Here is a 14,984-nt window from a genome sequence, read left to right as displayed (position 1 = left end):
TCAAGCCAGGCGGCGGCATTGACGACGGAGATGGCAAGAGCCTTCCGTTTCCCTAATTTTTGAAAACTGCTGCCTTGTCTCAGCCGTTGTACCGGAAAATAAATTTCGCGAAGAAATTCTCCTGATTTAAGTATAGTCCGGCCGGGTCCTGTACAGAAATCGGCCAATTCCAGCCGGCGCTGGCCGGTTTTGCCGCAAATCAATACTTTTGCTCCATAGGCAAGCAGCGCCGGTACCGTGTCGGCCGCCGGGGAAGCGTTGCAGATATTGCCGCCGACTGTTCCCCGGTTGCGAATCTGCGGCGACCCTACCATGCCGGCCGCTTCTTTTAATGCAGGCGCATATTGCCCGATAAGCGGCGACGTTGTCAGTTCCGTATGCGTTACGGCGGCACCGATGTAAAGCGTTTCTTTCTCCAAACGGATCTGCCGCAGTTCCTCCAGCCGACCAATATCAATAGTGATAGACGGTTCTATACGCTTCAACCTAAGCTTTACCATAAAATCCGTACCGCCGGCGATCCAAGAATAGCCGGGATTACTGCTTGCCAGTCCCACAGCTTCTGTCAAAGTCTCCGGACAGGCATATTGAAATGTTGCCATCATCGCACCTCCTGCTAACTATAAAACCAAATGCACCATTTTCCACGTAGCTGCAAGCAAAATACGTACAAAACGAAAGCAACAATAATATCTGCAAAATGTGTGCCAACACAATCATTATCATACAAGACTTTAAATATAAACGGAGCAGGTTTTGCATATGTCTAGCCTGCTCAACGGCTATTTATTGATTTTCATGCACACTTTTTACACTTCCATTTACCGCCCTAGCAGTCCTTAATGGTGCTTAAAGCACCACCTTCTATTTCATAATCGAAATTAATTGCAAAATTAATATTTCATACTAGAAATGTCCGTAGTATTAATTGAGAATAATTTTCATTCCGTTTATATAAAAATTTTCAGTATTGCTACTTTCTTTAATTATACTTCAATAATTATTATTTATAAACATTAAATATATTCGGCTGAAGCACCCTACAATACAACTATCGGAATGTTGGACATATAATTATGAAATTTAATCCGTTTCAAGTTTTATCTGTTTCATTTATGAAATTAGCGGCAACAGCATGTTAAAAAATTTACCAAACAATCTCATGATAGACTTCCTCACGGAGCCTTATAAAGGCCGGATCGGTCTGACATTTTGGTATATCTCCAGGGAACATGATCTCCCGCTTGACAGTACCGGGACGCGGTGACATGACGACTAAGCGGGTTCCAAGATAAACCGCTTCTTCGATATCATGGGTAACAAGAATTATTGTCATTTTTTCCTTCTTCCATATACGGAGTATTTCTTTCTGCATATTGAGCCGCGTCAAGGCATCAAGCGCACCGAAAGGTTCATCCAGCAAAAGAATATCCGGCCGGTTGACCAGAGCCCGTGCGATAGAAACCCGCTGCGCCATGCCTCCCGACAATTGGCCGGGATAAAGTGATTCCGTGCCGGCAAGCCCAACAAGCGACAGATTTTTTTTTATCAATTCTTTTCGTTGCGCCTTTGTATGATTATTCAGTGCAAAATCAATATTTTCCTCGACGGTCAACCATGGCAACAGCCTATGCTCCTGGAATACGATACCGCACTCTAACCCAGGCGCGGTTACTGCTTTGCCTTTTCGCAATATTCTTCCGGTGTATTGGGTGTCCAATCCACAAATCATTCGAAGAAGCGTGCTTTTACCGCAGCCGCTCGTGCCGATAATGCTGACGAATTCACCTTGTTTCACTGTGAGTTCGATATTTTCCAATGCTACAATCTCATTTCCTTTGCTGCCGTAGGTTTTACTGACTTTTTCGATTCGTAAATATTCTCTACCGATCATTGCCTGTAAAAAACTCCTTTCCCTTGAGGAGTTTTCCTTCGAGCACAAGCAGGAAACTATCCATCAGCTTGCCAATGATTCCGATGGCCAGCATGCCGACAATCACCTTGTCGGTTTGCAACGTCGCTCTGGCGTCGATCAGCATATACCCGATACCCTGCATTCCTGCTGATAACTCCGCAGCAACGACGCACATCCACCCATAGCCGAGGCCGGTACGCAGTCCGGTGACAACATAGGGCACCGCGCCTTGCAGGAGGACTTTCATGATAAATTTTTTCTGCGGTATTTGAAGTACCCGGGCCAGTTCGACATATTTTGTTTCAGTCTGGCGTACTCCGCTCAGGACATTGGTTAAAATCGGGAAGAAAGAGCCTAATGCAATGATAAATACCTTTGAACTTTCTTCGATGCCAAACCAGAGAATGGCCAGTGGAATCCAGGCGATCGGCGGTATAGGACGCAGCAATTGAAGTGTCAGATTGAGCAGCGAGAAAATTCTTGCGGCCAGCCCCATGGCCGTGCCCAGCAGCAATGCCAATGCAGCTGCGATCATAAAGCCCTCGCCAACTCGAAGTATGCTAACCTGCAGATGCGCCGGCAGTTCACCGTCGGCAATGAGTTCGGCCCCGGTTTTAAAAATGCTGACCGGAGAGGGAAACAGCAAGGGATTCACTGCTCCGGAAGAAGAAACCATCTGCCACAAAAGCAGGAGCAAAACCGGCAGAAACAAGCCTTGTCTACTGTCGTTGGCCGGGATGCAAAATTTATGGCTGCTTCTTTTATCTCCCATTCGACATCACCCGACTGGTCAACGATGAATAAATGTCTTCGTATCCACAGCGCCTTTCATGATTTTTGCTTTACTTAAAAACGCTTCCTGATCGTTTAGGTCCGCAAGAACTTTATCGTTAAACGGCACCGGCTCATATTTTTCGATCATCGGTTTCAATTCAGCTTCAGAAATTTTAAATACAATTGCCAACATTTTTAAACATTCATCCGGGTTTTCTTTCAAATATTCATACCCACGTCCATACGCCTTATTTACAGCTTCAATCGCCGCAGGATTATCTTTCAAAAATTCATCTCCTGCAAGCAAAACTGCATAGTTGGCACAAATCTCTCCATCAACGACCAGCTTCATCCCGCTCTCCAAACGGGTTACCGACGGCTCCCAGACAACTCCGGCATCGATATCCCCTTTAATAAGCGCCTGTCCCAAATCCGCCATGGACATGTTGACAAAATGGATATCGTCGAAGGTCATTCCTTCTTTTTCTAAAAACACACTCAGAAGCTCATATCCGGAGGTGTTCTTGGTAGTTGCCACTTTTTTGTCTTTTAAGTCGGCGATGCCGCGAATGCCAGATTTCGGATTAACCAAGAGGGCATGGGCTTTGGCGATATCAGAAGCGGATACGATGGTATATTGTATGCCAGAAGACCGTCCGACAAAGGCCGGCAAATCACCCATTACTCCCATATCAAGTTCTCCTGCAGCAAAGGATTCACTGACTACCGGTCCTAAATTAATCGGTTTCCAGATTAATTGAAATCCAGCCTTATTCAGTTCTTCGGCCAGAAATCCTTTTTTATATGCTACCCACATGTGTGAGTAAAAAGGTAAAGGTACTGTCCCAATGCGTACAATTTTTGCTTGTCCATTATTGACGTTAGTTTTAACAGCGCTTTCCTGTTTACCTGCACATCCACCTACCAAAAGCGCAGATAAGATTATCATGATTGCCATACCAAACAGCAAAAATTTTTTCATTTAGTTTTTTTCACCTTCCCTTTCTCCAACATATTAAATACCCCTATCTTGCTGATATCCGGCTTGCTTAAACCAAGCAGCAGCAGTTTGCAAATCAAAACTTTTCCACTCAGATCTACTATTGACGGTATCCCGCGGTATAGCTCCCGCCTCTACTACTACTACATTTGCTCCCCATGCTAAAGCCAACTGAGAAGCTGGATGAATACAGATATCCGGTGCGTTGCTGCCGGCTGCCAACCTGGTCACGGCTGCAATTTGAGCCATTCTGCGCTCTGGAACAGCAGGAATACTCCCAAGTGGAGTACCCGGCACAGGAACGCGGGCCATTGTTCCCGACAGCCTTGCACCGTATTTCATTGCCACTAGAAAAGAATCAGCGAGTTCCGCATCTGTGTGCTCAATTCCTACTGGTTCTACCAAAAAAGCTAAGTCCAAGGGTGACGCCTGAACAGATGCAAGTGTATCCAAACGGCTTTTCACCGACAGTCCCGTATCAATGCCTTCCCGCAGGCGGAGGGTATGATATATAATCGAAACGCCGCTAGTCATCAGCAAGTCTGCCGCTTTTGCAGTTAATTCCCCCGTGTTAGCCACAATGCCGTAATTGCCCGGAATGGTTTCCCGTATCTGTTTCATAAGACCGGCTAACTCGGAAAGGCTATAATATTCGGTAGTTCGAAGGGTAATCCATTTAGCGCCGCCATTTAAGAGCTTTTTAGCGAAATCGATAATTTCTGGGGCACTCCATTTATACTCTTTCTGAATTACTCCCCATTTTTCACCAAAAGAACAAAAATGACAGTTAATTGGACAGGGAGCATAATCAACCCCTAGCGCCGCCCATACCCGACCAGAATTTCCGGTAACTTCGGCCGCGACTTCTCTGGCCGCTTTCCCCAATTTTTCTGCCTCTACAGAATCTGGATTGATCCCCAATAAAACAATAATGCTATCTCGATCCAATATATTACCCTGCAAGGCATTTTTACGGGCATATTCAATCACGTCATTAATTTGAGTCATATTTAAATCCTCCAGGCCCTTAATTTTACTGTTTTAATACCATTTTCTCGGTAAATCGTTTGCCCCAATTCGAAAAAATTGCATTCAGCATGGGCAGGCCTTTTCTGGAAATAATCACCAGCTGAGATTTGTCACAAACAATCTTAGTCGGCTTAATGTCAATCTGTCCATCTACCACATCAACTTGCTTCCAGCCGCTGGTCAGATGAAAAAATCCTTTAATGCGAAACGCATCCGCTGCCAGAACCGCTAAGAAATCTTCAAATTTTTCCTGATCAAGGATCCCCCGGAAAAGCAGCGTCACTGCATGCGGCCGGTTCCCTGGGGTATTACAAGATTCCTCAGGTCCAACCGGACGCTCAGCTCTAATATCCCGTTCCAAAAATCCGAAGTCAATATTGCAATAAGACGACTTACATAAGTTTACCTGAGGATTGATGCTGAGTATTTTTTTCTGCACTGCGGCAAAAGTTTCATCATTAATCATATCCAGCTTATTGATAACAATTACATCACTGGCAGCAATCTGCTTTTCTATGGCTGTCCATAAGTCAATATGAGCAAGAAAATGGGGTGCATCGACAATACTGATGGACCCGCGATAATCATAGGATTGCCCCCTAACTTTTCCCACAACGCTCTGCAAAATATGCTGAATGCTGGATGGATCCGCCATACCGGAAGCTTCGACAAATAAATAGTCGATAGGCAATTCGGAGCAAGCGATCAAGCCATTGATAAATTCTCCTTTTAAGCAGCTGCAGAAAACGGAGCCATTATTGATTTCCAAGAGGTCCACTGCCTCGTTCTCAACAAGTTTGCCGTCAATGCCGATGCTGCCGAATTCATTTATGATGATTCCAATTTTTCTGTGCGCCAGGTGGCCCATAATGTTCTTGAGAAAGGTGGTCTTTCCGGAACCTAAAAATCCTGTTAGTAAATAAAGCTTAATTTGTTTCACTCCACACATTCTTATCACCCTTATCTACGATTCTATTTTTTACTATGCTCTTAACAGAATTCAAAAATAAACCTAACAAAAAATAATAGTTATTTAACGAGTCCAACCAATTATGCAGACAGTCCCGCCCCGTTACCGTTATACTGTACAAGCGTCTTGCCGGACCATTTTCTACCGAAATATCCCAGGCAGCAGTAATCAAGCCCCTTTGCTCCATCATTTTTAAGCATCGGTAAACTCCTGACGAATCAAGATTTTTTCCATGAAGTTCATTGGCTCTCAGCTTTTGCACTATATTGTAACCGTGCAAATCTTCAACTGCTAGAATCGCTAAAGCTGCCGGCTGGATTAATTTATCAAGATTTATTCCCTTGCAGGGGCATTGTTTTCCTTTTTCCACCTCATCATACCTCCTTGCAAAATGGTAGTTGGATTTATTCATATAGGAGACTAAGTCTGCATGTTGCAAAAGATACTACTTGTTCGCAAAGCTGTCGGCCTGTCTACTGACCGTCTTGTCCACTACCTGCGATTGAAGTTTTTCTGCATTGGATTACTCTGTCGTCAGCAACTTGGCTTATTTCCGAATAGGTGTCCACAATCAAAAAATCCCGGTCGGACCATTCGCCTGAAAACATTTTTTTTATAAAAATCGGACTCCCTTTAATTTCTTTATATTCCCAATTTTCTTTCGTCGCTTTTTCTTTTACTTCTGCCGAAAAATCTTGTTTTACCAATGCGTTCTTAATATAGAGGCACTGACTATAATGTTTTTTCCACGAATTTGCTACTTCGAAAAGATACTTTGCATTCTCTTCCCCGTACTTTTTTACATATTCTTCAAATCCGGCGCTAAATCCAATACTTTGCAATTCATTATCGGCTAATCTTGACGGGCTTCTCTCCAGCCATGCATCAACATAGCATAATGTGCCGGGATGATCTTTCATAAGCCGCTCATAAGCTGCGCTGCCTCCTAAAAATAAGGCAATGCAATCATGAGTTCTCGGCACCACTAGCGGAGTTCTGCCGCTTGTTATGCCGTCCATGATTTTGCCGCACAGGCCATATCCCAAAAGAATATAATCATATTGGGCGCTTTCCGTATCCAGCTCATAAATCCTGCTTTGCAGCACTTCATGTCCTTTTTTCGGATAGTCATGATAATCAGTAGACGATAGCAACTCAATGTCAACTATATGGGGCGAAGCAGCCGCCCAATAATAAGCAATTCTCGCCAAAACATCACAAAGTACAGCTTTTAACCGCATAAAATAAATCCTTTCATTTCATTTAAATACCATTCCGTTTATAAAAGAATCCTGAAAATCAGGGTGTCCAGAAATTTCAACATAATGGGTGTTTTCCGAAAAGTACCGGCTTACTTTGCGTAATATCTCCTGATCACATAAAGCCATCTTGGCACCTTCACCGGCACCGTTTCCCAGCGAAATAATTTTTTCTAATGCAAGAAGCGGGATTAAACCTATCCGGATGGCACTTTCTTTTTTAACAAAATTTCCGAAGGCACCGGCGAGCAATACCTGATCAACATCACCAAAAGCAAGCCCTGCCGTTTGCAGCAAAATGCTGATTCCCGCCCTTATAGCACCTTTGGCCAACTGAAGTTGTCTGATATCTTTTTGTGTTAATGTAATACTTTGGCCGATAGCGGTTTCTCCCGCTTCTGCAATAACGATTTCTTTTTGTCTGCCCGTCCGGACGATTCTCTTTGCCAATCTCTCATTGCTCACTTGCTCTGCGTCCGCAATTTTTCCGGACTCGTTAATAAGACCGGCTCGGAGAAACGAACTAACTGCATCAATCAGGCCTGACCCGCATACCCCCCGGGGAGCCTCATTTCCTATAGTATGAAAAAATATATCCTCCCTGATAACAACGGAATCAATCGCCCCGGCGAAAGCCTGCATGCCATACTTGATATTTGCCCCTTCAAAAGCAGGACCCGCTGCTGTTGAGCAGGCATATTTGCCCTGCGGCGTCGAAAGAACAATTTCACCATTTGTTCCCAAGTCAAGCAGTAGTTGAATCTTGCGGCTCACCCGCTTAAAATCAGCCGCAATCATAGCACCAACCGTATCTGCCCCGACAAAGCCGGCGATTCCCGGCATAAATACGACTTTGCCGTTGCCATTCATATGCTTGAATCCGACTGTCCGCGCAGTCTCGACAAGCATTTCCGATGTAACCGGCGCGAAGGGCAGCAATGCCAAACTTTTACAATTCAGTCCCCAAAACAAATGGGTCATAGTGGTATTGCCTACTAAAACACAATGATATACAGACCGACTGCCAATACCGGCTTTTACCAGCACCTCTTCCATAAGAGAATCTATGGTTCGGATAATCTTTTTACTTAATTCCTCTAATCCTGTGCTATTTCCCAATGTGTAATGCATTCGGGAAATTACATCGGCTCCTGATGTATACTGAGGATTTTGCCGTGAAGCCGCCGCAAGCTGTATTCCCGTTGACAAATCCATAAGATAGCATACTACCGTTGTAGTACCGATATCTACCGCCACACCATAAAGAGACTCGTAATCTTCACCATATTCCACATCAATTAATTCATCGTCGTATAAAGTGCAAACAGCACTTTGGTTAAAGTGAATCTCCTGAGAAATCTGCCGCATCAAAGGCACACCTATTTTTACATTGCCGACTTCCGTTTTGATGATCTTGCTAATACTGTTACCTTGCGCCAATGTGGGCGCTCCTAAATCAACTTTCTTACGGCACACCAGCGGATTCAACGAATAAGCATCATGCAATAAAAAGTTTCCTTTTGACTCATTCTCTTCATAGTCATCCGGCAAATAAACATCGGCTTGGCCATAAACAACCGTCTGACAGGCTAAGCGAATTCCCCGGGACAACTCCGCTTTGTCCAGCGTCTCAATTTCTATTGAGGTAACTTGGTTCGTATTGCCTTGAACAAGGATTCTGCATTTTCCGCATGTTCCTTTTCCGCCGCAAGGTGCATAGAGCAGCAGGTTTTGGTCATTTAATATCTCCAGTATAGATTTATTGCCGAAATCTCTGACCGTAATTAGCTTGTCTTTCTTATGGATAATGATCTCACTCAATTTAAGCGCTCTCCCTGGCATAAACAGCCGATTTTTGAACATGAACAATCCGCAGATAAGCGCAGATTATTCCCTTTCAGCCGTCGAAAGAGAATAATCTGCATCTGCCACTCGCTGCCTTTACTTGATTCTTTTTTCGATAGCAGAAATTAATTCGTCTTCCGACGGAATAATATTATCAAATACGACTTCATTATTGATCAGCATAGCCGGCAAATTTTTCACACCTAACTTTGCCATTCTCTTAATTCCCGCCCGTGTCTTGACCAGCGACTCCCGCCAGGTTAATCTGCTGCCGTATTTCCGCTCGATTTTGCGAACACTTTCGCACATATACTGACACGGCGGGCAGCCTTCCGAATCCAGCGTAACGATTTCAACAAATACCTCACCCGGCTTTACTTCAACATCTTCAAATTCAGCTTCTTCCTCATTTTGCAATGGTTCTGCCGAGTCCAAAATATCAATGGAGGAAAAATGGCCGTTAATATACTTCGAAATTGCAATCAAATTGTTGGCCGGAGTGTCAAAAGGTATATCACAGCCGGGAGACAGCACATAGCCTACCCCCTTGCCGATTTCGACTTCCCGGCGGGCTTCCTCAACATTGTCCACTGGCGAGCCGAACAGCATAACCGTCGTCAGTGGCAAATTTCCACCGAAAGACACCTTATATCTGCTGGCAATTTCTTTTGCATATCCCAAGTCAACATTTTCATCAAAAGCAATGCCATCCGTCTCTGTCTGACACATGAGCTCAATATTTTTTGTTGCATCGCCGCAGCAAAAGCTCGTTACCTTCACTCCCATCGCTTTTACATACTGGTTCAGATCAGCCGTGTAGGGTAACACAAACCGCTTAAAAAATCTGGGAGAAATTTGAGACGTCATCGGATCTACAACAGCAATGACATCTACTCCCGCTTCGACATACATTCTTGCCAAATCTTTTCCCACACGAGTGCAAAATTCGATGAGTTCTCCGATCTTCTCCGGTTCCTCAATCATTTCGGTAAAAATATCCGTTCCCCGCAGATGAAGTGCCAAAGTAAACGGTCCACAAATCAGTCCGTAAATAGCTATTTTGTCACCAACAGCGGCAACCAGTTTTCTGGTTGCCTCTAAGGCGATGGGATAACGCCCGTCGTTTTCGGTCGGCAGCTTCAATTCAGAAAGACCTTTTTTCTCTAAAATATGACTTTTAACTGCCGGCGGATTCTTCTTCGCCCATTTCAATTCACACCCCAGAGCCTCCGCCTCCATCTGGATGTCAAAAATGACCGGCAGCCCGTCCGGCTGGTAAAGTTCATATGCTTTCAAAATTCCCTTGACAATATTATCGGCATTTTGCAGATATACATCTGCATCCATCCCCAGTAAGTTAGCGGTCTGAACCCCGGCATAAGGAACCCACGGGGTTCTGTCTGTCGGCTGAAAACTTAAAGCAGCTAATATTCTTTCTTTTCCATTCATAGTCGGTCGAATATCTCCTTTAGCAAAATTGATTGGCCAGTTCTACTGCATAAACAGCATCAGCCGCATAATAGGCGCCTATCTCTTTGGCAAAACGGTCCGTAACCGGCGCACCTCCGGTTATAACTTTTACCTCGTCATACACACCCGCCGTTTTTAATGCCTGGATGGCAGTCTTCATGTTCATCATTGAAGTTGTCAGCAAGGCAGCCAAGCCCACAACTTTTGGCTTATGTGTCTTAACAGCTTCCACGATCTGATCGGCCGGCACATCAACGCCCAAATTAATAATTTCATAACCGGCTCCCGCCATCATCATTCCAACCAGTTTAATACCGATATCATGCAAATCGCCTTCCACAGAAGCCAGAATCACTTTCCCCTTGCTTTCATGGTCACCCTCTTTAAGAAGGGGAGCAATAATCTCCATCCCCATATGCATTGCTTTAGCAGCCATCAAAACTTCAGGAACAAACAGCTCACCCTCCTGAAATAAAGAACCGACTTCATTCATGCCTGCCAACAACCCTTCATTCAAGATTTGTTTGGCACTGCACCCCTCATCAACGGCCTTCTGCACCAGTTCTCTCACTTTTTTTGTCTGTCCATCGACCAGATTTTGTGTTATCGCTTCAAAGTTCATTTAATCTTCCTCCATTATTTTACAAATAATAAATATTAACTTAATTTCTGCTAATCTTATATAAATCGACTCTGCCTACTCGGCAAAATATTTTGCTTCCGCCTTATCCAATGCACCATAAAATTCATCCAGCACCTTTTCATCCGTCTTTCGCGTCATATAGCTAATAACTACCATGAGAACGGTGGAAGCCGCCATGCCAAACACTCCGTACCAGCTGTCACCCATACCGTACTGATAAGTAAGCAAAACGCCGATGACCCCAACTACAGACGAAATCAACGCCGCCGGTGTAGTAGCCCTTCTCCAGTAAAGGGCGGCAACAAGAACCGGGAAAAGAGGCATTACGAGTGCAATGGCAAACATAATCAATGTCCAGATCAACTCAGGCGGATTCAGCGCAAGGCCTAACGATGCCAATCCCAAACAAACAACCGCCAAACGGGCAATCAGTATGTGAACCTTTGGGTTAACCTTCAAATGAAGTATTTGCGTAAGAATATCTTCTGAAATAATCGATCCGGCAACTAGCAGATGGGAAGTTGCCGCCGATAACCCTTTTGCCAATGTCCCCAATACAAAGAGAAACATCAAAACAGCGGCAAATTGCATCGCTTCAGGCGAAATTATTTTTTCAATCAGTAAGGGGATAACCAGTTCCGTATCGCCACCTTTTAATCCCGGCACCAGAGCAATCGCGGCAAATCCAATAACCATCGTCGCACTCCAAACAATAATCTGTAAAAATGGCTGAAACAACATTAATTTCCGCTGTGCCTCCAAATTTTTTCCGAAATATCCGGCTCGAATAAAAACATCCGGCAGCATGATTGTCCATCCGATAGCACAGGCAATCGGATAACCGAATCTTGCGGAATACGGAACCCATTTTGACGGACCTGGATAGGAAAACCAGTTATTGTTATTCTGCCAAACAACCGATATAGAGTGTAAAATATCTCCTGAAAACCCGAAATACAACGCACTGAGTCCGATAGTCCACAAGGCAACCATAAAAACCCACGCCTGAACAGTAGCCGCCCAGGCGATCGATTTCACACCGCCAAAAGGAATAAACAGCAACGCGGTCAGACCAACGAATATCACGGCACTGCTTTGGGTAATAGCACCGCCGCTGGCAATTTCAGCCGCTTTACCGCAGGCAATATAGATCGCGGACGCATAGGGCAGAGATACACTGAAAAAAACAATTGCCAAAAATGCTCTTAACACCGGACTTCTGAAACGATCAGCATAAAGATCAGCCGGGGTACTATAATTTCGCTGTGTATTCAACAACCATACTTTATTCATTACAAAATAAGTGATAACTGGGAACAATGGCATATAGCTTAATTCCGACATAAAATACCCGAATCCGCCACGATAATAACCTCCCGGGCCGGAAAAAAACACCCAGGTGCTCATAAGAGCGGCGATATAAGTCATGCATAACACGAACCAATTGATTGTATTGCCGGCAGTATAAAAATGCCTGGCCGATTCATTTTTTTCCTTCCACCAAACAAAGATGCCAAATCCAATCAGTATTCCCATATAAACCACATAAATTGCCCATGTTGCAACTACAGATAACATTTAGATTCCCTCCTTCAGCATTCCGTTAGCTTCTGTATTATGACCGAGCTCCTGAACGGCGGAAACTGATGCTTTTTTCAATTTTCTTTGCCGATTCAAGCGAATCATGCCGCCGTAGGAAATAATCCAAAGAGGAATCAACGTTAATGCTCCATGCCAAATAGCCATTTCTGAGTCTCCATAAGCCGGAAATCCGGGGAAATTATATAGCCCGTAAAACAATACAATCAAGCCCAGCCACCATTTCTCTGTTCTCTTATAAGACTTATCTTTCATTTTTATCTCCCCTTCGCTATTTATTAAGTTTCTTATCGGCAGCTTTTACAACCTCATCCATTGCCTGCAAAATTTCTCCCGGTACAACAATCGGCTGGTATTTCTTTTTAATTTCCTCATAGGTTTCTTTTGCTTTCGCATTCAAATCTTTCTTCCCGGCCTTTTCCCAATTGGGTCTTGAATCCCGGTTGAAGAGTTTCGTTCGCGACATTTCACGAAAATGAGCAAAGGTATGTTCCGAATCAATAAACGACTTCGTCTTATCCAGCGCCATGACTTCATCCCAGGCAAGCGCATCATCATTGATCTCTAAGCCGCGTTTTAATGTTTTAACCATGCCGAAAATTTCATTATCAATAATAAGCTGAACCGGGCTGATCGTCATGGCCACCTCGATCTGACCGGCTCCGCCGACTACTGAAGCTCCTGACAGCGCCAGCATTTGAGAAAGAGATGTCCGCTCAATCATTGATTGCCCGTCCAGTATAAAACTGTCTGTTCCACTACCATAACTGTGTGCATAAATTCCGTATCCTTCTTCAAAGATCTGCATCGCAATCATGCGTCCCATAGTGACCTCTACCGGCGATTGCAGCGTATAAGTCGTCTTCATATCCATGGAAAACAGCAATGGAGTGGCAATAACCGGCAGACCTGGCGCAAGCAATTCTGCAATGATAATCTGCGCCAGAACTTCCGTGCTGGCCATTAATGCGGTTCCTTGTAACGTAACTGGCGTATTGGCACCGGCGGTAGGCAGAGAACATGGCTGAATTGGCACACCGTATTCACAGCATTTCAAAATTGCTTCCATGTCCATATATTTATATTGAAAACCAGGTACTGAGCAAGTAATAAAGCTGATAATCGGGCGTTTTTTCAGTTCCTCTCGTCCCCCAGCTCTGGCGGCTGCCATTTCCAGCAGATAGGTAACATTTTCCGCATCATACGGCTGTACCCAAACATGCTTTTTCGTATGTTCAAGAATATTGCGCAAGGTGTGAATGTCAATTGTCTCGGCTGGAACACATTCGCCCGATGTGGAAGGCAACGCACAAAAATTAATATTTTCTAAAGAATTAACAAGCTTGATCCATTCACTGACTTCATCGGGAGTAACAAGATGATACTCCTCTTTTTCATTCAGATAATACATTCCTCCCGTACAGGTTCTTGTATAGAACAAACCATCGGGATGAGGAAATTTTAAATCATTTTTAGGATCGACTGCGGCTAAAGTAAACTCCTTGGGAACGCGTTTCAGAGCCTCATCAATAATTGGCTTGGGAAATTTTACATTCCCGGTTTCGGCATCGACTTCAGCTCCTGCATTTTCTAATAACTTCAGTACCTTCGGGTGATCGATTGTTACTCCTTTGGCAGATAGAATCGTCTCAATTTTCCCTTTCATCGTATTTATTTCATCTTTGGATAAAATTCTTGCAGTTACCTTCGACATATTAACCCTCCTGATGTTTCCAAACTTAAATTATCGTTGATTTTTGTTTTTAGCACCGAAATTAACTATATTATCAAGATATATATCGCTCCGACAAAGATGACATTTAGATACCTCCTCTTATAATGAACAAATTTTATTTGATATAAACTGCTTTCCCTTAATTAGTCAATTTTTCATAAAAAAATAGAGACTCCCCCACTTTTCAAGTAAAAGGTAGTCTCCATTGACTAATTAAATCCGGGAAAAATCATTTTATTTTCCGCTTTTTATATATGCAAATATCGTGCCAATACAAGTGTTTTCATTAAAAAAACTATCAATAGGCAGTAAACCGCCATAAGTCATTTCCGCTTTTAGTTTTTATCCCATACATTTATGACCGATAAACACCCATCCTCTTAATAGCGCGTGTATTTTCAGGTAAAATATGTAGATTATACGTTTCTACTCAGTATCCTACAAACTCCAAATATAAACTATTATTTCTGTTATGAAATAATAGTTTATATCTCTTTCATATTAGAAATGACACCAAATGAGTAAATTCGTCAAATTCTCTCTTTTATTTCATACTTGCAATAATTTAAACATATTAATACCCTTACGCATCAATCCCAACTGCATAATTCGGTTAGGCCAAGCAAAATACGTTTTGGGCAGCAACAACGATGTTACTTAATCGCATAAAAACCAGCCTGCATCCCGGACTTCCAAAAAAGTTCGGCCGCGAAAAATCCAGTGTACCGCAATAAAGCAAGCTGGG

The 14,984-nt window shown here is 43.6% G+C and carries 14 protein-coding genes; all 14 read right to left on the bottom strand.

Going from position 1 to position 14,984, the window contains the following annotated elements; all coding sequences use genetic code 11:
• A partial coding sequence (locus ABFC84_17055; GenBank protein ID MEN6414448.1) for an FAD binding domain-containing protein occupies positions 1-602 on the bottom strand: 602 nt, incomplete at its 3' end.
• A 545-nt stretch (positions 603-1,147) separates the two neighbouring features.
• Positions 1,148-1,894 carry an ABC transporter ATP-binding protein gene (locus ABFC84_17050; GenBank protein ID MEN6414447.1) on the bottom strand — a complete coding sequence of 249 codons (747 nt, stop codon included), beginning with the start codon at positions 1,892-1,894 and terminating at the stop codon, positions 1,148-1,150.
• On the bottom strand, positions 1,884-2,687 hold the full coding sequence (locus ABFC84_17045; protein MEN6414446.1) for an ABC transporter permease: 804 nt from the start codon (positions 2,685-2,687) through the stop codon (positions 1,884-1,886). Before ABFC84_17045 ends, ABFC84_17050 begins: the two co-directional genes overlap by 11 nt.
• Positions 2,688-2,705: 18 nt before the next feature.
• Entirely contained in the window at positions 2,706-3,671 is a 966-nt protein-coding gene (locus ABFC84_17040) for an aliphatic sulfonate ABC transporter substrate-binding protein (protein MEN6414445.1), read from the bottom strand.
• Positions 3,672-3,704: 33 nt separating this feature from the next.
• Positions 3,705-4,697, bottom strand: coding sequence for a hypothetical protein (locus ABFC84_17035; GenBank protein ID MEN6414444.1), 993 nt, complete (start codon positions 4,695-4,697; stop codon positions 3,705-3,707).
• A gap of 25 nt (positions 4,698-4,722) precedes the next feature.
• Positions 4,723-5,667 (bottom strand): CobW family GTP-binding protein, encoded by a 945-nt coding sequence (locus ABFC84_17030; GenBank protein ID MEN6414443.1) that lies wholly within the window; start codon positions 5,665-5,667, stop codon positions 4,723-4,725.
• Positions 5,645-6,058, bottom strand: a complete 414-nt coding sequence (locus ABFC84_17025; GenBank protein ID MEN6414442.1) for a PadR family transcriptional regulator — start codon at positions 6,056-6,058, stop codon at positions 5,645-5,647. The genes ABFC84_17030 and ABFC84_17025 overlap by 23 nt, the downstream gene beginning before the upstream one ends.
• A 103-nt stretch (positions 6,059-6,161) precedes the next feature.
• Positions 6,162-6,929, bottom strand: coding sequence for a DUF1638 domain-containing protein (locus tag ABFC84_17020; GenBank protein MEN6414441.1), 768 nt, complete (start codon positions 6,927-6,929; stop codon positions 6,162-6,164).
• Between the two features lie 18 nt (positions 6,930-6,947).
• Complete coding sequence (locus ABFC84_17015) at positions 6,948-8,768, bottom strand: ASKHA domain-containing protein (protein ID MEN6414440.1); 1,821 nt, start codon at positions 8,766-8,768, stop codon at positions 6,948-6,950.
• A gap of 120 nt (positions 8,769-8,888) precedes the next feature.
• Positions 8,889-10,241, bottom strand: a complete 1,353-nt coding sequence (locus ABFC84_17010; protein ID MEN6414439.1) for a uroporphyrinogen decarboxylase family protein — start codon at positions 10,239-10,241, stop codon at positions 8,889-8,891.
• Positions 10,242-10,260: 19 nt separating this feature from the next.
• Positions 10,261-10,884, bottom strand: coding sequence for a corrinoid protein (locus tag ABFC84_17005; protein MEN6414438.1), 624 nt, complete (start codon positions 10,882-10,884; stop codon positions 10,261-10,263).
• A gap of 75 nt (positions 10,885-10,959) precedes the next feature.
• Entirely contained in the window at positions 10,960-12,483 is a 1,524-nt protein-coding gene (locus ABFC84_17000) for a sodium:solute symporter family protein (GenBank protein MEN6414437.1), read from the bottom strand.
• Complete coding sequence (locus ABFC84_16995) at positions 12,484-12,759, bottom strand: hypothetical protein (GenBank protein MEN6414436.1); 276 nt, start codon at positions 12,757-12,759, stop codon at positions 12,484-12,486.
• A 16-nt stretch (positions 12,760-12,775) separates the two neighbouring features.
• Positions 12,776-14,218, bottom strand: a complete 1,443-nt coding sequence (locus tag ABFC84_16990) for a trimethylamine methyltransferase family protein (protein MEN6414435.1) — start codon at positions 14,216-14,218, stop codon at positions 12,776-12,778.
• Positions 14,219-14,984: the final 766 nt, after the last annotated feature.

Source organism: Veillonellales bacterium (assembly GCA_039680175.1).
GTDB lineage: Bacteria > Bacillota > Negativicutes > JAAYSF01 > JAAYSF01 > JBDKTO01.
The sequence above is the reverse complement of the archived record's forward strand: the minus strand, read 5'-3'. Positions and strand labels throughout refer to the sequence as shown.